The 22,884-nt window shown below is 45.0% G+C and carries 22 protein-coding genes; all 22 read left to right on the plus strand.

Features of this window, described 5'->3' with window-relative positions; all coding sequences use genetic code 11:
* Positions 1–149 precede the first annotated feature (149 nt).
* Complete coding sequence (locus DVH26_RS07760) at positions 150–1,250, plus strand: coiled-coil domain-containing protein (protein ID WP_239632924.1); 1,101 nt, start codon at positions 150–152, stop codon at positions 1,248–1,250.
* A complete protein-coding gene (locus tag DVH26_RS07765) occupies positions 1,250–1,411 on the plus strand; it encodes a hypothetical protein (protein WP_239632926.1) in 162 nt (53 codons plus the stop codon). The genes DVH26_RS07760 and DVH26_RS07765 overlap by 1 nt, the downstream gene beginning before the upstream one ends.
* 108 nt (positions 1,412–1,519) lie before the next feature.
* The gene (locus tag DVH26_RS07770; protein ID WP_239632928.1) at positions 1,520–1,702 is read left to right on the plus strand and encodes a hypothetical protein; all 183 of its coding nucleotides are present in this window, start codon (positions 1,520–1,522) and stop codon (positions 1,700–1,702) included.
* A gap of 14 nt (positions 1,703–1,716) precedes the next feature.
* A complete protein-coding gene (locus tag DVH26_RS07775) occupies positions 1,717–1,962 on the plus strand; it encodes a hypothetical protein (RefSeq protein ID WP_239632930.1) in 246 nt (81 codons plus the stop codon).
* 26 nt (positions 1,963–1,988) lie between these two features.
* The gene (locus DVH26_RS07780) at positions 1,989–2,477 is read left to right on the plus strand and encodes a sigma factor-like helix-turn-helix DNA-binding protein (protein WP_239632932.1); all 489 of its coding nucleotides are present in this window, start codon (positions 1,989–1,991) and stop codon (positions 2,475–2,477) included.
* Between the two features lie 371 nt (positions 2,478–2,848).
* Positions 2,849–3,268 carry a terminase small subunit gene (locus tag DVH26_RS07785; protein ID WP_239632934.1) on the plus strand — a complete coding sequence of 140 codons (420 nt, stop codon included), beginning with the start codon at positions 2,849–2,851 and terminating at the stop codon, positions 3,266–3,268.
* Positions 3,265–4,605: a PBSX family phage terminase large subunit gene (locus DVH26_RS07790; RefSeq protein WP_239632936.1), complete on the plus strand. Its 1,341-nt coding sequence runs from the start codon at positions 3,265–3,267 to the stop codon at positions 4,603–4,605. The genes DVH26_RS07785 and DVH26_RS07790 overlap by 4 nt, the downstream gene beginning before the upstream one ends.
* Before the next feature lie 207 nt (positions 4,606–4,812).
* The gene (locus tag DVH26_RS07795; protein ID WP_239632938.1) at positions 4,813–6,513 is read left to right on the plus strand and encodes a hypothetical protein; all 1,701 of its coding nucleotides are present in this window, start codon (positions 4,813–4,815) and stop codon (positions 6,511–6,513) included.
* A gap of 121 nt (positions 6,514–6,634) precedes the next feature.
* Positions 6,635–7,450 (plus strand): hypothetical protein, encoded by an 816-nt coding sequence (locus DVH26_RS07800; RefSeq protein WP_239632940.1) that lies wholly within the window; start codon positions 6,635–6,637, stop codon positions 7,448–7,450.
* Positions 7,451–7,476: 26 nt separating this feature from the next.
* On the plus strand, positions 7,477–8,307 hold the full coding sequence (locus tag DVH26_RS07805) for a major capsid protein (protein ID WP_239632942.1): 831 nt from the start codon (positions 7,477–7,479) through the stop codon (positions 8,305–8,307).
* A gap of 12 nt (positions 8,308–8,319) precedes the next feature.
* Positions 8,320–8,451, plus strand: a complete 132-nt coding sequence (locus DVH26_RS37075; RefSeq protein ID WP_275590461.1) for a hypothetical protein — start codon at positions 8,320–8,322, stop codon at positions 8,449–8,451.
* Between the two features lie 65 nt (positions 8,452–8,516).
* On the plus strand, positions 8,517–9,110 hold the full coding sequence (locus tag DVH26_RS07810) for a phage adaptor protein (protein ID WP_239632944.1): 594 nt from the start codon (positions 8,517–8,519) through the stop codon (positions 9,108–9,110).
* Entirely contained in the window at positions 9,107–11,116 is a 2,010-nt protein-coding gene (locus DVH26_RS07815; RefSeq protein ID WP_239632946.1) for a glycoside hydrolase family 55 protein, read from the plus strand. Before DVH26_RS07810 ends, DVH26_RS07815 begins: the two co-directional genes overlap by 4 nt.
* A gap of 16 nt (positions 11,117–11,132) precedes the next feature.
* On the plus strand, positions 11,133–11,705 hold the full coding sequence (locus tag DVH26_RS07820) for a phage adaptor protein (protein WP_239632948.1): 573 nt from the start codon (positions 11,133–11,135) through the stop codon (positions 11,703–11,705).
* Positions 11,695–13,122, plus strand: a complete 1,428-nt coding sequence (locus DVH26_RS07825; protein ID WP_239632950.1) for a hypothetical protein — start codon at positions 11,695–11,697, stop codon at positions 13,120–13,122. The genes DVH26_RS07820 and DVH26_RS07825 overlap by 11 nt, the downstream gene beginning before the upstream one ends.
* A gap of 10 nt (positions 13,123–13,132) precedes the next feature.
* Entirely contained in the window at positions 13,133–13,873 is a 741-nt protein-coding gene (locus tag DVH26_RS07830; RefSeq protein WP_239632953.1) for a hypothetical protein, read from the plus strand.
* A gap of 40 nt (positions 13,874–13,913) precedes the next feature.
* Positions 13,914–14,396 (plus strand): hypothetical protein, encoded by a 483-nt coding sequence (locus tag DVH26_RS07835; protein WP_239632955.1) that lies wholly within the window; start codon positions 13,914–13,916, stop codon positions 14,394–14,396.
* Positions 14,397–14,451: 55 nt separating this feature from the next.
* Entirely contained in the window at positions 14,452–15,732 is a 1,281-nt protein-coding gene (locus tag DVH26_RS07840; RefSeq protein WP_239632957.1) for a hypothetical protein, read from the plus strand.
* A 4-nt stretch (positions 15,733–15,736) separates the two neighbouring features.
* On the plus strand, positions 15,737–19,969 hold the full coding sequence (locus tag DVH26_RS07845) for a hypothetical protein (RefSeq protein ID WP_239632959.1): 4,233 nt from the start codon (positions 15,737–15,739) through the stop codon (positions 19,967–19,969).
* Between the two features lie 453 nt (positions 19,970–20,422).
* Positions 20,423–20,644: a hypothetical protein gene (locus tag DVH26_RS07850; protein WP_239632961.1), complete on the plus strand. Its 222-nt coding sequence runs from the start codon at positions 20,423–20,425 to the stop codon at positions 20,642–20,644.
* Positions 20,610–21,374: a peptidoglycan recognition protein family protein gene (locus tag DVH26_RS07855; protein ID WP_239632963.1), complete on the plus strand. Its 765-nt coding sequence runs from the start codon at positions 20,610–20,612 to the stop codon at positions 21,372–21,374. The genes DVH26_RS07850 and DVH26_RS07855 overlap by 35 nt, the downstream gene beginning before the upstream one ends.
* 254 nt (positions 21,375–21,628) lie before the next feature.
* On the plus strand, positions 21,629–22,762 hold the full coding sequence (locus DVH26_RS07860) for a hypothetical protein (RefSeq protein WP_239632965.1): 1,134 nt from the start codon (positions 21,629–21,631) through the stop codon (positions 22,760–22,762).
* Positions 22,763–22,884: the final 122 nt, after the last annotated feature.

The raw sequence follows: 22,884 nt of genomic DNA on the forward strand, positions 1-22,884 counted from the left end.
TAAAAGGGTTGTAAATTAAGTGTGTAAAATAATTAAATATATCATAAACATTGGGTAAAAGTAAAATATCATAATGCACCGAATTACTAGATATGGTATAATTAAACTATAAAATTCTCGTGAAAACACCAGATAACGGAGGAATACGAATGAATACGAAAAATGAACTATTGCAAGAAATTGAGCAGTTGGAGAAAGAATTGCAAACGGTGGGTGACCGGAACGAACATATGCGGATTTCAAATTTGATCAACGAGAAACGGGAAGAATTAAGCAAACTGAGTTTGGAGCAAGCTCACGAAGAACGGGTAACAACGGCTGTCGGGCAATTCGATCAACTTCTTGCAAGTCTTAATCTTGGTGGCATGAGCCTTCGTGAAGTAATTGGCGGGGAAAGTGAATACCAGCTTGTGTCGATTGAGCTGAAGAAAGTATTTGCTACACAAGCGGACAACTTTAGTCAACAGATCAATGACTTACAAACGAAGCACGCCGACCAGGAGCGCGCATCACTGGACCGCGAAGAACAATTACAGCGTCAGAACGAGAACCTGCAATCCACGGTTCGCAAGCTGCAGGTTGAGACGGAAGAAAACGGCCGGCTATTGAGCCAAGAACGATTGGAACGAGCTCATGCAGAGCAAGCCCGTGATAACGCGGTCAAGCAGCTGGACGAACACAAAGCAGAAATCGATCGATTGAAAAGCCATATCGACGACTTGCGTAAGGAAATCGCTGTTGGGGCGAGCGCTGCAATCAAAGTGGTGGATACGGAAGAGGAAGAACGCGAGAAGAAAGCACTTGCCGAAAAGATCCGGAGAGAACGAACGGTTTACAATCGTGATTGGGTTGATCCTATCCGCAAGGATCGTTATAAGGCATATCTCGCAGTGAGTGGCGAAGAAATCACATACCCTTGGACAGAGCAAAGCAAATACTTTGTTATTCCAGAATCCGAGGTGCCGCAGTTTCGCCAACAATACGCCAGCGAACAACAGTCTGTTGAGCCGGTTCATGGAGTGGATAAAGAGCCCGTTCAAGGTAGTGACATAACGGGCGGACAGTTTCAAAAGCTCCCAGCCCCAGAAGTCGCAGCAATCTCGACAACCAGACAACAGTTGGATCAAGGAACACCACGCGATACTGGAGCAGTGGGATCGGATGAAGAAACGCCGGTTACAAGAAGAGAGTTTGAAGAACTTAAGGGCAGAGTAGAAGCGCTGGAGCTAGGGAAGGGAGCTGTGGCGTAATGGAAGACGGATACGATTTCGCAAGTGCCATAAAGGATGTTGATAGACAGATGCCAGCAGCGGCATATCAGATTAGGAAATATATCGATCGATTGAAACGACAAATTAATCAGCCTGCAACAACAGACGAAAATAGGGAAACAGAAAATAGTAATTCCTAGGCCGAAGGGCATCGATATCGACCGAATAGGCTCAGCTTGCGGGGGCCGAATACAATAATCCAACGCCTCGTTAAACAAAGCGAGGCTTTCTTATAGGGAGTGGTAGTAGTGAAATTATACGAGTTCACACGGAGTAAAAACGGCAAGAAAGTATATATCAGGGACAGTGCAATTACAGCGGTATCGTTTGACGATGGAGAAACGTCGATATTTACGGTGGGCGATCCTGTCCCATTTACAGTGAAAGAAAGCATCGGAGAAGTATTACGAACCATCACGGAAACTCCATAAAAGGAGCTAAGAGAATGAATGAAATCAACGATATTATCTACTCATCGCTAAACGAAGTATACGGAAACCAACTAAGAACCATAGTAGAGCGCGATGTAATAAACGAGGAAGATTACAGATGCATTTCATTTGATGCATGGTATCAAAACGGCGATAAGGTCGGAATTTACGCCTACTACTCATTTGTTGAACAAGGTGTATTCCATATTTACGAAAGTGCTGGCGAGAATCTAGGGATGGTCGAGCCAATGCGAGGATAGAACTGAAACGGGCGAGGTGAATGACGATGAGCAAGGATAAGGTTACAGAGTTGCTGAAGAACTACAAGAGTTACAAAGCAGCAATCGAAGACTACGAACGACCATATGGCGAGGATAACTACGGTAAGTACATGGTCGCAGCACCTTGCAGAACGGCAGGATACTCAGATATGCCAATGGGCGGGAGCTACGGACCAAGAGTGCCAAAGCTAACGGGCGACTGGTACTACGAGGATTTCAAGGAGTACGAGGAATATCAATATGTGGTGAGACGGATCGGCATTGCTCTTGATGCATTGAATACGGATGAAAGAACGGTCATTACGTTGAAGTGGCTGGATGATTTCACACTTGACGAAATATCTCAGCGCAAACGCTTCAGCCTACCAACGGTGAAAAGGATCCATCGTCGGGCACTGGAAAAGCTAGAAATCAGCCTGAAGTTCGTTAGGCCCCCAGGTTGGAAGCATACTGACGAAGATGGCGTGAAAATTTACGATAAAAACGCAAGTTGATACTTTATTGAACCCCAAATGATACGTTTTACCTGTTATATTTGTATCATGGAGAATAGTTCGTGACGTTCAGATGGCTGCTTGATCAGTCTGCCGTCAAACTCTCTCTAATGGCGACGAAGAAGCTCATTACCTGATGCAACCGGGTGATGCAGCTTCTTTTTGCTATACCCGAGGTGAAATATGGACATATGGGCGCTACAGTTAGATACCGTAAGCATCATGTCCATATGTATTGTGTATTGGGTGAAAGTGTATGACTGGGCTTATAAGGAGCGAGAAGAGGAATGACTGCTCTAGGAATATTCTTTTTTACGATGGCTGTCTTATTGGCAGCTTATTTTATTTCATACAAGGTGAGGTGAATGGTCATGGCAGAACTGACCGAAAAGCAAAAGCGATTCGCTGACTACTTCATCGAGTCAGGGAACGCCACTGAAGCAGCAATAAGAGCTGGTTATAGTGAGAAGACGGCACGGTTTATAGGTGCTGAAAACTTAACAAAACCCAACATTAGCGCGTATATAGACGAAATGTTAGGTAAGAAAGATAACGAACGCATTGCCAGCCAAGATGAAGTGCTTGAGTTCCTGACCAGTGTTATGCGCGGTGAAGTCATTGAACGGGTGCCGCTCCTTATTGGTCAGGGTATGCAGGAGCTCGTTGACAATGTGCCGCCGGTGCAAGTCCGGAAGAGTGCTGCTGAACTTCTTGGCAAACGATACAGGCTATTTACTGACAACTTGAACCTAGGAGGTACAGTAGGCGTTCAGGTGGTCGATGATATATGACGCGGTTATCCGGCTGTATCGCTCCATCATTCCATGAGATCCACAGAGACATTAAGCGAGACGGTCATACGCATTATTGGTTAGGTGGTGGTCGGGGCTCCACTAAATCATCATTTGTGGCAATTGAGATTGTGCTAGGCATGATGAAGGACCCGAACGCTAATTGTGTAGCGCTGCGTAAGGTAAAGGATACGCTGAAAGATTCCGTTTATGAACAGTTTCAATGGGCTATTGATGTTCTGGGAGTTACAGCGTTCTGGCATACCAGTGTTAGCCCGTTAGCTCTGACGTACACGCCTACAGGACAGAAGATCATATTCCGAGGCGCTGATAAGCCGAAAAAGATCAAGTCGATCAAGTTCCACCGAGGTTATTGCAAGTTTCTGTGGTATGAGGAAGTTGATGAGTTCACCGGCATGGAAGAGATCCGGATGATCAATCAGTCTCTTATGCGGGGCGGCAAGAAATTCACCGTGTTTTACTCTTACAACCCTCCGAAGTCGGCTAATAACTGGGTTAATACAGAAGTGCAACTGACGCGGCCTGATCGGTTAGCGCATCATAGTACCTATTTATCGGTACCGCGTGAATGGTTAGGGGAACAGTTCATTGTTGAGGCTGAACACCTTAAACTCACCAAACCAATGTCATATGAGCATGAATACCTTGGATCGGTTACTGGTACAGGTGGTGAAGTATTTGACAATGTGCAGCTTCGAAAGATCAGCAATGAGGAGATAGAAGACTTCTACAACATTCGCCGCGGTCTTGACTTTGGTTATGCAATAGATCCGCTAGCTTACGGTGTTATGCACTATGACCGCAAGTACAAGCGGCTTTATATATTCCATGAGCTGTACAAGGTTGGAATGTCCAACAGGGCTGCATACGAGCATATTTCCGCTGAGAACAAGAATAACGAAATGGTGAAGGCTGACTCTGCCGAGCCGAAAAGTATTCACGAGATGCGGCAATATGGGCTTAAGATCACTGGCGTTAAGAAGGGACCCGACTCCATTGAATACGGGATTAAATTTCTGCAGGATCTGGAGGCTATCATCATTGACGATACACGGTGTCCAGAGACGGCCCGGGAGTTTTTGACTTACGAGCTGGAAAAGGACGCTAACGGTAACTTTAAAGCCGGTTTCCCTGATAGGAACAACCATGCTATTGATATGGTTCGATACGCGATGAATGATGAGGCTATGCAGTTTAAGGACCGCAAGAAGCACGAGAGCGACCCAGACAACCCAACGCCGCAAGAGAAGCATCAGAAGGCAGTTAAGGCGCTCACTGGCGGCAAGCCAAACACAAAGGCGTATACAAGGTGGTGAGGATATGGAATACCTAATCGGGGCACTGGGAACAGTGTTCTTTTTATTATGCTTGTATGCGGCCTACAAAGCCGGTCAGAGGTCACGTAAACCCGTTCTGAGGGAAGTGGACGAGGAGCAAGTTAGAAAGGCTCAGCGGCTTCGTAGTGGCTTTGAACAGCTTATGGGATATGACGTGTCCAAGGCCATAGGAAAGAGGTGAATTAGTTGGCGAACATGACGAAAGACTGGGAACTCTACGAAGCCGGGAAGAATTACAACAACCGGATAGAACCGAACTATTATGACACGGTTAATGCGAATATTGACTTTTACTCGGGCAATCAGTGGCGTAACCTTCCAGATAGTGAAATGCCGAAGCCGGTGTTTAACATTATCAAGCGTGTTATCACGTTCTTTGTTGCGTCTCTAACCACAAGCAAGGTGCAGCTGCACTATGAGCCTCTGATGCTGGCTGATAACACACCTGATCTTGAGATTGACGCGGCAGACGTAGCGAATGCACAGACGGCAACGCTGTTCGATAAGTTCAAGATGGAGTTTAAGACACGTGATGCATTGTTCGATGGTGCAATTACTGGTGATTATTGCGCACACTTCTACTTCGACATGAATAAGCGACCATATAACTATGCTCCTGGTATTAAAGGTGAAATCTGTATGGAGTTGGTCGATGGGACAAATGTTTTCTTTGGTAACGCTAATAACTCTAGGACTGATCCGCAACCTTATATCATCATATCCGGTCGTGATACGGTGGAGAACCTTCGAGCTGAAGCTAGACGATACCGCGAAATGGCAAGGCAAGATGCGATGGATGAGCAAGATCAGCAAGAAAGCGACGATTTTGAAAACATCCAGCCTGATAAAGAATACGAGTATCAAGCAGGTGAGAACGGGGAGATCGAGGTAGAGTCAGACGAGTCCGGTAAGGCTCTGTATATCATTGTTTACCGTAAGACGAAGAAGAATGTTGAAACCGGAAGAGATGATCTCACTGACGAGCCGATAATAGAAGAGGTTAGCACCATCACAGCTTCCAAAAGCGTACGAGGTACGTATATCTACAAAGACATCGATACTGGACTAAGCCATTACCCAATCGCTTGGGCGAACTGGGAGAAACAGAAAAATACTTACCGTGGACGAGCGCTGGCAACTGGTCTGCTGCCTAACCAAATCTTTATCAACCGCATGTTCGCCATGGTCATGTATCACCTTATGATGACTGCATTTCCAAAGGCTGTATATAACGCTGATGCAATCGGTCTATGGGATAACGCTATAGGCGAGGCAATCCCTCTATCTGGCGTAGGCTTTGAAACGAACATCAAGAATGTAGCTGCCTACCTTGAGCCGGCGAATATGTCTAATCAGATTGTTCAGGTAATCGAGCTTGTAATGCAGTACACGAAAGAAACGATGGGCATATCTGACGCGGCTCTAGGGCAGATCGATCCTAAGAACACATCAGCCATTATCGCGGTACAGAAGTCTTCTGCTATTCCGTTGGAGAATCCGAAGGCGAACCTGTACGAGTGGGTTGAGGACATTGGTCAGATTCTATTCGATATGATGGGCACGTATTACGGTATGCGACCGATCGTAAGGGAAGTTGATGTGCCAGACCCGATGGGTGGTCCATCAAAGACGCAAAAAGTATCGCAGATGTTCGATTTCACCGTCTTCAAAGACATGTGGCTTGATGTGAAGGCTGATGTTGGAGAGTCGTCGTACTGGTCGCAGATCGCAGCGAATCAGACGCTTGATAACATGCTGGCACAAGGTCACATCGATATTGTGCAGTACCTGGAGCGTGTGCCTGATGAGTATATTCCGCAAAAGGATAATCTCATTGCACAGGTACAGCAGCGCATGATGCAAGCGCAAATGCAAGCACAGTTATAGCAAGAAATGTTGATGCAACAAGGAGCGCAGCCGCAACCAGTCGGTTAGCGCTTCTTTCTATTCTGCCCTGCCATATGGCGTTAAAACTGGGCCACGCCAACCATAGCGTGTGGAGGTATAGATGGATGAGGATATGATTCTGCCTGATGATTACGTTGATACCCAACCACAGGACAACGAACCAGATGTGGAATTGCAAGAATTCGAGCATTCTGATAGCGAAGAAACAGATCTAACGGGAGAGGATACCAAACCACCTGTGGAGGATGTGGATCCAAATCAGGAGCTTACAACACAGTCGCAAAAGGTCAAGATCAAGTTTAACCATGAAGAACGCGAGATTGACTTAGAAGAAGCGGCAGCACTTGCTCAAAAAGGTATGAATTACGATAAGGCTGTTGAACGAGCGAGAGCAGAAGCAGCACAACAAGCACGTGATGCTGTAATTGCGGACATGGGCATGACATGGAATGATAAGCCCATTACAACCGAATCCGAATACAAGCAAGCACTGGCAGAGCAAGACTTAATTAACAAATATAAGGACAGGGACCTTCCACCAGAGGTAATTCAAGAGTTGGTGGAGAGTAGACGCGACCGGGAAGAACGGCAGCGTGAGAAGGCCGCGAAGGAAGTAGAATCGAAGCAACAAGATGATTTTGACGACTTCTTCCGTTACTTTGAATCGGTCAATGAACGTAAATTCGATTCTGAGAAAGACAAATTACCGCAAGAAGTGGTTGATGCCGTGAATAACGGTCAATCGCTCAAATATGCGTACATGGAACACCACAATAAAGAGCTACGCAACCGGCTTAAGATCGCAAGTCAAAATCAAGCGAATGTCAGAAGAGCGCCGGTCGGAAGCATCACAGCTGGCGGCGGAACAATAACAGAATCGGAAGATCCATTTCTACTCGGATTCAATGAAGAATAACAAACAATTAGGAGAGTGTATAAATTATGGCAATCAATTTGGCGAGTAAGTATAGTTCTAAAGTAGATGAGCGTTTTACGCGTCGTTCCTTTACCCAATCTGGTATTAACCGTGAGTACGAATGGTCTGGGGTAGCAACGATTCATGTATACTCCATTCCAACTGTCCCAATGAATGATTATACTCGTTCTGGTCTGTCCCGTTACGGTACGCCGACTGAGTTGCAAGACACTAAACAAGATCTGACACTTACCAAGGACCGGGCGTTCACGTTCACCATCGATAAAGGGAATGCCGAGGAGCAAGTAGGAGTTAAAGAATCTGGTAAAGCCCTATCTCGACAAATTAATGAGGTAGTTATTCCAGAGGTAGACAAGTATCGCCTGTCGGTAATGGCAGCGGCTGCGGTTGCTGCAGGTGGTGCAAGTTCGGTAGAGGTCATTGACGCAACCAATGCGTACAAGGCGTTACTGCTTGCTGGCGAGTACATGAGTGATTACAACGTACCGCTACTCAAACGTGTAGCTTATGTCACCAATAGTTATTACTCGTTCCTCAAACTAGATAACTCCTTTATTAAAGCGTCTGAAATGGGTCAAAAAATGCTTGTGACTGGTCAGGTTGGTGAAGTTGATGGTGTGGCAATCGTGCCTATTCCAGCATCGTACCTACCAGCCAATACTGATTTCATCCTTGCACATCCAGCGGCGACCGTTGCAGCTGATAAGTTGACGGAGTATAAGACCCATGACAATCCTCCTGGAATCAACGGTAAGCTGGTTGAGGGGCGTGTCATTTATGATGCTTTCGTGCTTGAAAACAAAAAGCGTGCGCTGTATGTTCACAAAAATGCTTAATGAGGTGACAGTATGAAATATGAAGCGCCGAACGGAGAGGTACTGATTGCTCGTGATGCTTTACAAGCCAGTGCCTTCGAAAAGGCAGGATTGAGGCTGGTCGAAGAAAAACCGAAGCCGGCAAGAACATCAACCAAACAGTAACAACCATCCATAGTAGGCGGGGCATATGGCTTCGCCTACTTTTTTTGTATAAGGAGGTGTGAATTGTGACGCTCCAAGAGATATTGAGCATGATTAGCTTGAAATTCCCGCATAATTACGCGGATCCCGACATAATCACGATGGTCAATGACGTACAAAGGCGAATCTTCCGGACGATGTACAAGCCGGATACGGGAACAACGTATGATTTGCTTGCTGGCAACCCGTTTTATCCAATCTCATTTGCACCCGAGAGCATTATTGATGTGGTGGTAAATGGCAAAGAGTACCCTTATCAGAACATCAAATATAATTCTCAGGGCTGTTATTATTACGTGACAGAAATTGAAGGAGATCTCTCCATTGGCATATATCCAACACCTATAGCTGATGTAGTCGGAGGTTTGATGGTATTTCGCTATATTGAACCACGAACATTAGTCGATGTAGACGACATTCCCGACCTTGATCCGGTGTGGCATATGCTGATCGTCTTGAACGTTTGTGAGGAACTGGCTGGCATCGATTCAACCAGAAGTAACATGCAAAATATCTTTAATGCCGAGGTTAACAAATTGGAGAAGCAATTCTACCGATCCAGACCAGCAAGGCCGCATCGTATTCAAGATGTCTATGGAGTTGGGAGAGGTGCAGTATGAGGCAAGCATCTGAGCAGATTGCAAATCAATTATCAGCCTTTTATCCGGATTACAACAAGCTAAAAACCCTAGTCGATGTGGGATTTTTCCTTGAAAACTACGTTGTCGAAGGTGGCGTTGTCACCAAGAACATCCAGCGTAACGATAAAATCGACGTAACGGAAATCGTTGTATCCTTGGACAATGACGTTACACGCCGTGAGGGAACGAGCTTCCAAACGAAAATAGCTAATGTTACCTATTACCTGGACTATCAATCCGGTGACTTCAAATGGGGAACATCGCATCCGAGCGGATCCTATTTGCCGATTTCTGAAGTGACCACAGACAGCTTCAAGAATGTCTCTGTGATCACAGATAAGCGCGGTCCTGTCGGCGGGTTTAGGTTGTTATCTGACTATGGATTGACAAATATCATGCGCGTCCTCAGCGTAAAGGATTTCGGAGCAAAAGGAGATGGAGTTGCTGACGATACGGCTGCTATCCAAGCAGCTGTTATACAAGGCATACAAACAGGTTCTACGGTATGGTTCCCGACACCAGCCGTTAAATACAGGGTTACAGATACCATCTATTTCAGAAATACTGACTATCTATTCCCGACCAAGCTCATTGGTAATGGCGGTATGAATACCATCATCGAATTTGATAACAGTGTTGTGATGAAGAACTTATTCTTTATCGATACCAATGTAAACTACCTAGAGTTCAGGAGTTTAAATTTTATCGATAAAAACCCGCGGACATCAAGAGCATTTTATTTCCGCGATACAATAAATGAGGTTCCAATTGCACCATCCTGGAAGCATTCATTTCATGATTTTCGAATCAACGGGTTCAAAGAGGGGATTCGTTGGGATGGTGATAGTAACCCAACAAGTGACACGCACTTAGATGGTGGTATTTATCAGCAAGGTAAATTCAGAAACTGTGAAACGAGCTTAATATTCAACAATATCCAGGCGGTAAACCACTTGTTGTTGAACATTGATTTCGAGAATGACGACCCTCTGGATGCAACACAGAAATGGAAACAAATTAAATTCGAGCGCGGATCGTTTGTGAATCATGTAGGTGGTTCAGTATTCGGTTACGGACCGTACGTATTTTATGAGTACCCGACATCAAGTTATTTTCAAGCCACGCATCAATTCAGCTCTGTTGGGGTACGGATGGAAGCAAAAGGACTTGGGCCGTTTATTCACCACAGCGAGAACAGTACGATCACACTTTCCAACTTTTTTAGAATCGTCATTACGGACATGGGGATTATCAGCAATCAGCCAAGTTCAGCAATCATTGAATTAGCAAGGTTTGGCGGTCGTTCCTACGCCGAATTCAATAATGTACGTTCGACCGTTACCGCTGATGTCAAGGGGATTGTTACAGCGAATTTGACATCTAACGGACAGACAGGACAGATCAAAATAAATCGCTGCAGACTTGTTCGGTATGTAAGAGTGACTAACGAAAGTGGTTATGGATCAGGGCTGCCAAGTGCTAGTAGCTTAGTCACTATACCCGGTGACGTATCAACAACTACTGATGATTCGGTATTTACAACCGACTCCAATGGATATGATTCGCCAAAAATTAGTGAATCTTCGTACCTTCCAACAAACTGGAGTGTTAACAATGTCAAAACATTAACGCTTCAACCATCTAGTACGTCCGGATTTGGCGCAGGTACTAATCCTTCTACAGCAAAGGTCTTATTGCCTCCAAACGGAAGGCCGATGAAATTTAAGATTATACGAGATGCTGTCAATGTAGGCATAGCACTTACACTGAATCTCAAATTTACAGTATCCGGGGTTGATTATACCGTTGCTTCTATCGCGTTTGCATCGAATGAATATGGATACAAAGAAGCTTCGATCATCCCTCCTGCAGCCGCAATGACCTTTATTATCAATGACGGTGTTGCATGGGATGGGAAAATGACACTTGAGAAGACAGGCAGCTCGAACGGATTGTCAGGAATCATCATGATCGATTACATGTAAGTTGAGGGGGGATCAAATGGCACTCTCCATCCAAGAAATCATAAATGAAGCTGATTTACTCGTAGCTAATGGATTGTCAACGAATGACAAGGTGCCATGGCTGAATGCGATCAATCAGGAATTTTTCGATGTGGTTAAAATACCGCAAATAGCTCAGTTTACGCCGACTATTGGGACAAAAACATATACTTTGCTGACGACAATCAAGGAAAAAAACATCGACAAAGTAATGATTGGGCATTTGAAATATCGGTCCTTAAATTACGAGGATGTCCAGCCAAAACAAAACTGGTTTACGTACACAGAGTCAAATAGAACGTTGACGCTTTCTACGGCCCCTTCTAAGGCTGGGGATTCTGGAATAGTCCGCTACTATCGGTCTGCTACAACAACGTTCACAACGGGCAATCTTGGGGCTGTGCCAGACGCACCAGATGAATACCATTGGATTTATGTTCTTGGGCTGGCTGAGTACATCGCCAAGGCAATCGAGGAAGATGCGAAGGCAGCTAACTATGGTGGACAATATCGGAATGCGCTACAGGTGGCCGCACAGAACTACAAGGGTGGTGTTCAGAATGCCACGTAATATTGTCATGCCACAGCAAACATGGGTACCGACTAACCGGAATCCGATCATTCAGAGGGAGTTCAAGGGGATCGACAAGCGCGATCCTTTTTCTATTTCACCTGAGTTTTCCCCAGATTTGGTGAATATTAGTCTCGATCAGTATCCATCGTTAAGCGTACGGCCCGGGTACAGTGTATTAGGGTCAGCAATTGGGTCAAAAGTACTCGGGTTAGGCGTATGGAAAGACAGTGAGTTACACGCGGTGTTTAACGATGGCACATGGCGAAAGTGGACCGGATCCGCATGGTCAGCAGCGTTGGTGTCGGGACTTGATACATCGGCACCTTATTCATTCTGTAACTTCAAGGGAAACCTGGGTGATTTCAACCTAATCGCATGCAATGGTGTTGGTGTGCCAAGGCGATATGATGGGAGTACGGTTCAAAATCTAACAGGAGCACCATCAGGAGCTAACTTTATTGATGAGCATGATAACCGATTGTATGCAATCGTTAATGGCATTGAAATTCATTACTGCGAATTGTCGGTACCATCGAACTGGACCGTTATCGCTCAAAACGACAGCGACCCGGGCACTATCATTAAGGAGATCAATACCGGTAAGAAGATTGTCGGGCTCAAAGCTGGCACCGGTCATGTAACGGTCTATTTCCCAACCAGCATGCATGAGTTGTACGGCACGAGCCCTTCTGATTTCAGCATGGTTGAAGCTGCCAACGATATCGGAGCTATAAACAATAATTGTGCGGTCAATTTAGACGGTGTGACGTACTTTGTAGGCGACCGAGGGATATACGTCTATGCAGGAGGCGCAAGGCCTAATAAGCGATTCTCAGAGCGTGTACAGTGGTATATCGACAATATGAATCAGGCAGCTAAAAACACATGCTGCATTGGTACAGATGGACTTAAGCTATACGTCTCCATACCGATGAACAGTAGCACAGCACCAGACACCACGCTCGTGTATAATCCCATGTTTGACACCTGGGAAGTATGGGGCGGCATTTCCGCGTTATGTATGGCGAAGGTGGACCGATCGTTCTATTACGGTGAGTCAAACGGTCGAGTGTTGTTGCAAGGTGGTACAACGGATAACGGGGCTCAGATTGCTTCCAGATGGGTTACACACTTGTTTAGTAATAATTCTCTCGCACAGAGACTTCGCGTTCATCGCATATGGTCCGTTTCAGATATCCAGCCTGGGAGCAACATGAATATATTCCTTAGCAAGTCGGTAACGGGAGACTCGGATTGGAATCTTGTAGGCAGCGTAAACAGCCCGGTAAAGCGCCTGATCGTGCCACCAAGCATTGCTTCAAAAGCAAACTGGGCGAGATTGAAAATCGAGTGTTTGGGTCAAGTGGCATTACATGAGCTATCATGGGAACCGAAAACGGGGCCGTTAGCGTAGGAGGGATATTATGCCAGTAGTTAAATTACCTAGCATGGATGATGTTCAATACAACGGCAATATCCAGCAAGCATTCGATAATATAGTTAACGGTGTTGAACGCATCAGGAAAACGCAAGAATGGCTGATGAATGGGAATGTTAACTTTCAAAACATTCAAGCGAATGGTATTACAGCAAAAAATATTAGCGCCAACTCAATTGAAACTGATGCTCTGGTGGCTGGTGCGGTTACTGCTGATAAGATATCCGTTGAGGAATTGTCGGCGATTACGGCCGATCTGGGGCACATCACAGCCGGACTCATAGAAAGTATTGAGATAATCAGTAGTACCATTATTGGGTCGGAGATTATGACACGCAATTTCGGGCTCTACCCACGTGCTCAGATGAGCTCAACTCAAAATATGTTCACTGCCGAAGCATCGTCAAATGAATATATAAGGTTGGTATCTGATTATTTGGGACAAGTTTCCTTGTTAATCTCCAGTAACTCCATGTTTGGGCAAATTAGACCTTTTGGTAATATGATGTTTATTAATACGTCCTCTGGTTCGGGCGGTATACAAATAAGCTCTGGAGGGGATTTAGAGCTATATGCAGATATTTTAGACTCATCTGCATTTGTTGTTACAAATAAATGGAGTCGTTTTTATAGTGACGGCGATAACGAGACATTACAGGACGCGCTCGATCGATTACAGAATCAAATCAATAATCATGAATCTAGGATTAGAGATCTAGAACCATAATTGATGTATAATAATTCCAAAAGGGAAAAGGCGGAATATTATGCGTAAGTACATTATAGGTGCGGTAGTTGGGGCTTCTATTACTTTATCAATCAATGTCTCAGCGGCAGTTGATTCAATTATAGGAAAATCTGTTGAAGGAGAATTTTCCGTTGTACTTGATGGAAAAGAACTTGGCAGTAAAGCGGCTGTCGTTAATGGTACTTCTTATTTGCCGGTTAGAGCGGTAGGGGAAACAATGGGATTGAATGTTAGCTACCAGGATAACAAAGTGGTACTGAACGATAATCGTACGGAGGAGGCTAGACCATTGCTGATAAAAGAGAAAACTGCCCAAGATTACGACAAAGCTATTCAAATAAAGAAAAGACAGATTCCTGTCATTGAATTACAGATCAAAGAGCTTAGAGCGCTTCATCCAGAAGAAACGGATAAGATAAAACAATTTGAAGCAAAGTTACAGGAGTACAATGATGAAATAGCTGGTCTGGAGAAGCAGAAGGCCGAGATATCACAGCCATAACATATAAGGTCGTCCACCTGGACGGCTTTTTAATTTGCCTAAAGGAGTGAACCGTATGGCAGTCCAATACCGCAAACCCGTTGACGATGAAGTTCCATGGCAGCAACGCCTTGCCAACTATGCTCAAAATCGTACCGCAGGACAGGACGAATACAAACGAGCTTTAGAAGTATTCCGCGGCAAGAGTGCTGCAGGAGATACAGAAGGCGCTAACTCAGCAAAGACTTGGGCCGACCAAGTAAATACGGCTATCGGCGGAACCGGCTCCCAGTATGGAGACGATGTACGCAGCCAATTATCCAACTTGCAGCAGAGAGCACAAACGCCAAATGCTGAACTATCCGCATTACAGCAACAAATCAAGGAGCGAGTAAATCGTACACCTCAACAATTCTCATACGACAAGGATAACGACCCAGCGTACAAAGCAGCGCTTGAATCGGCGCGGCAGAACACGCAAACAGCGGCCGGCAACATTGCGGCTGATATGAATAAACGTGGGTTGCTTAACTCGACCATCACACAGGACCGGGGCAATCAAGCTGCAGCACAAGAGTATAACAGGGTGACTAACGAGGTGTTACCTCAACTCATCAACCAAGCATACCAACGTTATCAAGGTGATCGACAAGCCGAAAATCAGCAACTCAACAATATGCTGGCTTACACGGATTACCTAGATCGCTCGGGACAACAACAATTCCGGAATGATTTCGATTTGCTGAGTACTGCTAACAACCTCAATCAACAAGATCTGGATAATCAGTATCGTAGCGAGGTGCTTTCAGACAAGCAGAAACAGGACCGGATTAACCTTGCCAACTATTTAACGACAACATACGGTATTCAAGCAGATCCTAAGATGGATTCTCAGGTTGCGTATGACCAAGTTAAAGGTCTTACACCACTAGCTATGCAGGAGTATTTGCAACGTGCAGCAGTTCAAAATGCAGGACTTACAGGTCTATTTAATGGTCAAGAAACGATGGACGCAAGAAAGTTGGCTGCTGACATCGAGGATCGTAAAGCACAGTTGGATATTTCCCGTATGAATGCCGGAACGTCTGCGGCAAGCGCGGCTAACTCCGCAGGAAATGCAGCAGCTCGTTTGGCATTCGATCGAGAAAAATTCCAGTTTGACAAAGATCAAGCGTCCGGTCAATCCCAACGAAAACAAATGAGCCAAGCTTCTTATAGCGAGTTCCTTCAGGATTTGCCGCGAATTGATAGCATTGATGAAGGGAACCAGTTGATCAGTTTATACCGTCAACAGGGCGTGGATGAAGCGACGATAGCAAATATGCAAAAGGCGATAAACAGTAAATTTAAGGAGTGATCCTATGAGTCTGCTTGACGAACTGAGAAAGAATAATAAGCCCACTCCTGATACATCTTCTAAGCCAATGTCAATGTTGGATCAACTCCGCAACGAGAAGCAATCGATCGACTCAGCGCATCGTATGAATCAAGAAGATATGGTCCAGACGGAGATCATGCGGACGCAACAGCCATTAACACCATATGTAGAACCTAAACCAGAGTTGCCAGGGCGTGATATCCCGGTAGTGGGCTCCATTCTCAAGGCGGCAGACTTCATTGCATCTAATCCTATTTCTGAAGCTTTTGCAGAATACACAGTACCTGATGCGCCGTATTTGAATGATCCTAGTGGAAAGAATGCCAGAGAAGCATTTCTCGAGCGATCCGGTCAAGAACCTGCAACTGGAGCATCAAAATTTATCGGAGCTGCTGGGGCTCCTTTTTTTGTTCCAGGGGCAGGATTAGGAACCGGCAACGCAGCCACAGAAGCATCCCGTGCAGCGCTACAAAAGGTTGCGCCAAAACTAACCGGTACTGGTCAGACGGTGGCGCGCGAAGCTCTAACGGGCGGCCTCATTGGCGCAGGAGCCGAGTTTGCGCAGGGAAGTGGTGATTTGTCCGATGCTGCACTAACTGGTGCAATTGGTGCGGCAGGAGGTGCAGCTCTCCCATTAGCAGGACGAGCAATTCAGAACACAAAATTTGGTCAGGCAATTACGGACTATTTCACCCGTCCAAATGCTGCCACGCCAGAGGTTGAGCAACCTTTTACTGAGTTGCTTGCATTACCATCGCCGCGTGTTGAAGCTAGAATGAGTGCTGCATTAGAGCGCGGTAATCTCCCTGCCGGCAGTGATATCGTTGTTCCTGCAGCTGACATTCCGGCAAACGCATTACCGATGGGGAATTACATTCAGCCGCAACGCTTAAGAGTTGAGGATCCAACTACAGTACTTAACAGTGTAATGCAGCGAATTAAGCCTGAAGTTGAAGAAACGATCAATGCATTACGTCAATCAGGGCAACCGTTTGACGTGCCACAAATCGCTTTTGAGACAGCCAGAAAGTATGGGTATGACTTGCCATCACTGTTAGACGGTAAAGCGCCTAACGTGTCTCAGAGAGTCTCACGCGATGCATCTGCACGGGTGGCTGGCGTTTACCCTGATTCACTGCCTAATATCCAGCAACCAGAAGGATTTAACATATCAGCTCGAGGTCAGGCAGAAGGTCCAGTACTGAGAACTGGTCTACGTCAAACAAACCAACAGCGTATAACACGTCAACAAACCGTACCAGAAGCATCAGTAACTGCAGCACCGGTAAACGAGACACAAGCAATTCCGCGTATAACAGAAGCGCCACGAAGTATGGCCGGCAAGCCACCGATGCAAGAACGTGGTTTCGCAGAGACATTGCGCACATCTGAGAAAACGCCTGAAACGTTTTCCGACCGACTCAAATCAATGTACCGGCCTTTAACGAATGAACAAACGTTGGCTGGGGCGAACAAGCGGATCAATAAAGACGTTGAAGAAGCGACATCGTATGTCTTGGGCAATAGCCGTTTCAGCGCGGACAAAGCTACGACAGCCCAAAGGTTGATAGACCATTATAACAGCACTGGCAACATCCAGAGAGCCGTTGATATTGCTGAGAAAGTATCTGAGGAAGCTACACGCGCAGGACAAGCTATCCAAGCTTTGTCGATGTTTAACAGGCTATCTCCTGAGGGTGTTCTAGTGTATGCCCAACGGTTAGCACGCAAAACAAATGAAAATATACCGGTCACAGCCAAAGAAGTAAAGGTGACTCCGGATATGGCGGCACAAATCACCAATTTGGCTCAAGTCTCACAGAAAATGACCGGGGTTAAAGATCTGGCTAACGATGTGATGAGCATATTGGATAAAGCCAAAACAGGTGAGAAGCTTACTGCCACAGAAGCAGCGGAGTTACGCCGGTTCGTGGACGAATCGAAAAAGTTCATTCAGGAGACCACACGCAAGCCAAAACCACCTAGACCTCCTCGAGAGCCGAAAGAAAAACGCATTAGAGATAATGTTGTATCTTTCTTGGATGCACAAGAGCAAGCAGCTAAAGATCGTTTGCGAGCTCGAGGAATCCAAATTAGTTCCACGCCTCTCGATGTCTGGGCTGACTATGCAATGATTGGTGCTGCCAAGATGGCAAGGGGAGTAATTAAATTTTCCGATTGGTCGGAACAAATGGTGAAGGAGTTTGGCGAGGAAATCCGGCCGCAGTTACAGCAACTGTACGAAAGGTCTGTTGAGGCATATGAACAATCCACCAAGAAAGTCACAAAGCAGTCTGTAAGCGAAGCGGAAAAGCTGACTGAGAAGGTGATCAGGAGCAAGCAACTGACACCCGCTGACGCTGATTCTCTTCGATCTTTAGCAAAAAAATTATCGGACCTTTCAGGAGAACAAAAGCGCCTTGCATCTCAGGATCTTCAGGCTATATTGCAACAACTCGAGAAGCCGGGAACATTGAAGCAAATCAGCTCTATCCAGACCATGGGACAGCTGCTTAATCCGAAAACTCAAGTCCGAAATGCATTGGGCAATGAGTTATTTTACCGTGTTGAGCGATTGAATAAGATTATTGCTACTCCAATCGATATTGCACGTTCAAAGATTACTGGCGGCGACCGAACAGTAACATTCCGGACTAACAATCAAGGCGAATACTGGAACAATTGGATGCGAGGATTGAAAGCCGGCTGGAAGGGTGTAAATGTCAATGGTTTAGAGACGCAATACGACCTTGCAAGCCCTGCATTCAAGAGCAAGTATAATCCGTTGACTTACATGGAAAAGTCCCTAGGAGCCGCTTTAAAGTCGTTTGACACAGCAGCTTACATGAGGGCTTACAACAATACGATCGGTGAAATGGCTACGCTAAAAGCAATCAATGAAGGTCAAGGCAGCAACAAAGAATTAATTCAAAAATACATTCGCGAAGCAGATAGTAACGTTATGAAAATTGCCGACGAATACGGACGTTACGTAACTTTTCAGGATAATAACGCAATATCTAAAGGTTTGGTCGCTCTGAAGAAGGGGCTTAACTTCAAAAAGGATTTCGGTCTCGGTGATCTGGTGTTGAAGTATCCGAAGACACCGGGAGCAATCTTAATGAGGGCTTTGGAGTATTCGCCGGCCGGCTTTCTGAGAAGCGCTTCTATTTTGGCACGACCATGGTATAAAAAGGAGCCCGATACAGCCGAAGTAACACAGGCGCTTTCTAGAGCAATGATAGGTACTTTTGGTCTTACGGGTCTAGGATACTACCTCATGGATAACGGTGTAGTGACAGGTGAAGCCAGCAAGGACAAAGATATCCGTGATCTTCAGAAATCAGCCGGCCAAGGTCAGTATCAAGTGAATTTGTCTGCATTAAAGCGGCTTATTTTTAGTGGTTTTGACCCGTCGGAAGCCAAGTTGAAAGAGGGCGATTTGCTCTATACTTACGATTGGATGCAGCCAATTTCAATCGCATTATCGATTGGGGCTAACATCGGCAAGAATATGAACGAAGGAAAAGAAAAACTGTCTGGCCTGGCAGGAACTGTGTATAATAGCCTTGAAGGTGGTCTGGGTACTCTTACCGAACAATCCGTATTACAGGGCCTAAAACGTGCTGCAGAAGGCTATCCAGGACAAACGATCACCGATAAGATAACTGACATCATATCCGATATTCCAGCATCGTTTGTGCCTACAGCTTCCAATCAAATTAAGCAGTTAACGGACAATGCCACTCGAGAAACCTATTCACCAAATAAGCTCGAGCAATCCATCAATAAAGCCAAAGCGCGTATACCAGGAGTAGCGAACGATTTACCGCAGCGTTATGATACCCTTGGCCGACCAAAAGAGACATTCCAGGATAACAATGCGTTTAACGTACTGTTTAACCCCGGTTTCTCGAGCCGTTATGAACTATCACCGGAAGCGAAAATGGTAATCGATCTAATCAACGAAACTGGTGATGAGACATTAGCGCCGCGGGTTCCAAGCAAATCAATCAACATAGACGGTGTGAATGTAAAGCTCACAGGAGACCAATTTACTCGATATCAGCAGTTGCAAGGGGAAGAGACGCAGAAAGCAATAATCAAGCGTTATAAGCCGGATGCAACGCTTAAAAATAGATCAAAAACGATGAGTGATATTTTGTTTGATGCAGGAACGAAAACTCGTGATCAGCTAAAAAAAGAGATCAAATAGGGAGCCCACAAGGCTCCTTTTTATATTGGAGGTGAAACATGATCCAACTTGCCGTTGATTACTGCAGCAAATGCAATATGCCGGCTGACACATGCGGTCACAATCCACCACCAGAACAGACATATGAGGTCCTTGTACCGGAGGAAGTGAGCGAAAATGCTCATACTGGAGTTCATCGATTGGGTGTTAGACAATCCGGGTGATGCAACGATATGGACCATACTGGCATTTGTACTCCGTAAGATTGTTTTAAGTGAAATTGCCCGGGTAATCCAAATGGGACGAGACGAGGAGCTTATATGGACGAGAGAAAGAGTAGAAGAACTGGTAGGTCAAAAGTGGAGTGGACCACAGCCTATCTTGAAGCGAGCACGGATCCAGTACACCGTGAAATATTATTTATACTTACTGCAGGGCACCGGGTTGGTGTACCTGTTAAGGAGGAAGAAACCAATGCAAATCAGTAAAGCATGGTTGGCTAGTGTGATTGCTTATTTTGCCGGTCAAGTCGCACTAAAATATGGCCTAACATTTAAAGCGGAATGGGCTGATATGATAGCTGAATTCCTTATTAACTTTGGGTTACCGCTTATTATGGCTGCATTAAGCCCATTCTTAAAAAGAATTGGAGGGTTCAAGAGTGAATCTAAGTATATCCCAGAATCTAATAAATAGCCTTGGAGTACAACCGATTGTTGATTGGCGCCGCGAGCTGCCGGTGAATAAAAATTATACGTGGGCACAACTGACAGGCGGTCCAAGGAATCTCAGCGATATCACAACGATTGCTCTTCATCATGATGGTGTGGCTAAATCCGGCACTCTTGAAAGGACCGACCTACAACTGGCTACAACCATCGCTAACAATCACATTAAGTCCACGAATAATGAAAAAAAGGGGGATGCGGGTTTTCCGTATCACATCTGGATCCGCAATGGATTTGTGTATTACTGCGTGAATCTTGAGGATATGACGTATGGGATATCATCAAATAATGGGTATACCGTTCATATATGTGTCAGCGGTGATTACTACAATTATGACTCCCTGACGGAAAAGGACCGCAATGCTCTTTACGCTGCAATATACACCGTACAAAAGTCTCTACCGGCGTTCAAAGAGGTTAAATCTCATGGTGAGATTAATCCGACAGATTGCCCAGGATACGACATGAAGCGAGTAAGAAGCGACATGGTTACCGTTCAAAATAAAATGGCCTATATGGATACGCCTGATTACGCTAAAACAAGAGCATATTCCATTGCCAATCAAATTCTATTTTTCTATAACTTGGCGCAGGGTAAGAATCCTGATGGTACTCAAGCAACTCCGGGCAATATCGAGTGGGGTAAAAACGTTCTACTTGAGCTTGATCCATTTATGACAGAAAGAGGCCTCCTTTAACGGGTGGCCTCTATTCCCGAACCTTAATAATCCTTGTAAGAATTTACATTGTGAGATATATTGATCCTTGTATACAAAAACTGGGAGGATCATTTGACGTGTTAAACATCTACAACCGATTTCCGCTTATACTCATACTTTCATCATTCGGACCGTATCTGCTACTACAATTGGGATTGCGACTAGAACAATTAGTCGTATATCCGTTAGCATACCTAATGGTCATGGTTCTTCTCTTTAAGAAGGCTAAAATCGTGCAACCAGCAATGATAATGTTAATCTTATGGGGTTACAGCTTTTTTTATTTGCTGGTTAGAAGCCTTATGAACGAGGCAAGTATTACTAGTATGCTTAACGAAGTCGATAACTTTTTACTACCATGTGCAGTGTTGGTTATTTTTTCAGGATTCATCACTCAAACCGAAGAAAGATTAAAGGACAAAATCATATCTGCAAGTAAATTAGTCGTATCACTCCTCAGCATAAATGCATGCTGGACAATCTTGGGGATGGTTACTGATTTAACTGCCATCAATAAACTGTTTTGGGGTGGAGATACGGCAATTAATGCAGCTACGATGGGGAGATATTCCGGAATATTTAATCAGCCTGCAGAAGCCGGGACAATGTATTCTATAGGTATTGTACTCTGGCTTTACATAGTAGACGTAGTTGGGTTGAAGACACGTCACATTTTTTCATTGATGCTCATGATTATTGGTGGACTATTAACGGTTTCAAAAGTCTTTTTATTTGGCGGATTACTACTATTGTTAATCGGAGTTGTTCAAACAAAAACGATTAGGAAACGTATCCTTAAGCTCTTGTTTCTTTTCTCTGTACTTGCGGTAGCTCCGTTTTATTACTTAACACAAACATGGAGTGGTCTTAATTACCTCCTCCGATTCTTGGATTTTGAATCCAGTGAAAACATTGTTAATCTGTTATCAGCTGGGCGATACGGTGAGGGCTCCCAACAAAGTCGATTTTTCAGTGAGATATGGTCAGAAAATCCTCTGATCGGTAAAGGATTTGGTCATCTTGTTACGTACGACAGTGGATTTTTTCACTTTTTCGGCAATGGTGGCATAATAGCTCTCGTTATGTACGTCGTAATCTTGCTATTTTTCGTTAGCATGTCGCTCAAATTCGCGAAACTATTTAATAACTCTGAGTCGAAAATGTTCAGCCGATTGACAATGCTTATTATACTTGGAAGCTTCGGAGTGCCGGTTCTTACACTAAACAGAATATCTGTTGTTCTCTGGGTAATGGTCGGGCTGCTCCTTCAATATTATTGGGTGCAAAAGAAAGCGGTTAGCCCAGTCACTAGTACTGCAAAACACAAAGAAAAAAGAGGGTTTGCACCCCAGCAAATACATAGTTAAAAGAACATCAAAAAGCCCTGCAGATAATATGCAGGGCTTAAATTATTCCTTAATCCTCATACTTCCATCTTCATCGATCAACATAAAGTATACCCTTCCATCATTCCGGTGGAACTTGCATA

This window comes from Paenibacillus sp. H1-7, assembly GCF_022354825.1.
Classification (GTDB): Bacteria; Bacillota; Bacilli; order Paenibacillales; family NBRC-103111; genus Paenibacillus_S.

Bases quoted from the DNA above. Each gene is read 5' to 3' on its own strand.
- DVH26_RS07815 (WP_239632946.1), top strand. From the start codon at position 9,107: ATGAGGCAAGCATCTGAGCAGATTGCAAATCAATTATCAGCCTTTTAT.
- DVH26_RS37075 (WP_275590461.1), top strand. From the start codon at position 8,320: ATGAAATATGAAGCGCCGAACGGAGAGGTACTGATTGCTCGTGATGCT.
- DVH26_RS07775 (WP_239632930.1), top strand. From the start codon at position 1,717: ATGAATGAAATCAACGATATTATCTACTCATCGCTAAACGAAGTATAC.
- DVH26_RS07780 (WP_239632932.1), top strand. From the start codon at position 1,989: ATGAGCAAGGATAAGGTTACAGAGTTGCTGAAGAACTACAAGAGTTAC.
- DVH26_RS07835 (WP_239632955.1), top strand. From the start codon at position 13,914: ATGCGTAAGTACATTATAGGTGCGGTAGTTGGGGCTTCTATTACTTTA.
- DVH26_RS07840 (WP_239632957.1), top strand. From the start codon at position 14,452: ATGGCAGTCCAATACCGCAAACCCGTTGACGATGAAGTTCCATGGCAG.
- DVH26_RS07850 (WP_239632961.1), top strand. From the start codon at position 20,423: ATGCAAATCAGTAAAGCATGGTTGGCTAGTGTGATTGCTTATTTTGCC.
- DVH26_RS07785 (WP_239632934.1), top strand. From the start codon at position 2,849: ATGGCAGAACTGACCGAAAAGCAAAAGCGATTCGCTGACTACTTCATC.
- DVH26_RS07830 (WP_239632953.1), top strand. From the start codon at position 13,133: ATGCCAGTAGTTAAATTACCTAGCATGGATGATGTTCAATACAACGGC.
- DVH26_RS07765 (WP_239632926.1), top strand. From the start codon at position 1,250: ATGGAAGACGGATACGATTTCGCAAGTGCCATAAAGGATGTTGATAGA.
- DVH26_RS07825 (WP_239632950.1), top strand. From the start codon at position 11,695: ATGCCACGTAATATTGTCATGCCACAGCAAACATGGGTACCGACTAAC.
- DVH26_RS07805 (WP_239632942.1), top strand. From the start codon at position 7,477: ATGGCAATCAATTTGGCGAGTAAGTATAGTTCTAAAGTAGATGAGCGT.
- DVH26_RS07845 (WP_239632959.1), top strand. From the start codon at position 15,737: ATGAGTCTGCTTGACGAACTGAGAAAGAATAATAAGCCCACTCCTGAT.
- DVH26_RS07760 (WP_239632924.1), top strand. From the start codon at position 150: ATGAATACGAAAAATGAACTATTGCAAGAAATTGAGCAGTTGGAGAAA.
- DVH26_RS07800 (WP_239632940.1), top strand. From the start codon at position 6,635: ATGGATGAGGATATGATTCTGCCTGATGATTACGTTGATACCCAACCA.
- DVH26_RS07820 (WP_239632948.1), top strand. From the start codon at position 11,133: ATGGCACTCTCCATCCAAGAAATCATAAATGAAGCTGATTTACTCGTA.
- DVH26_RS07790 (WP_239632936.1), top strand. From the start codon at position 3,265: ATGACGCGGTTATCCGGCTGTATCGCTCCATCATTCCATGAGATCCAC.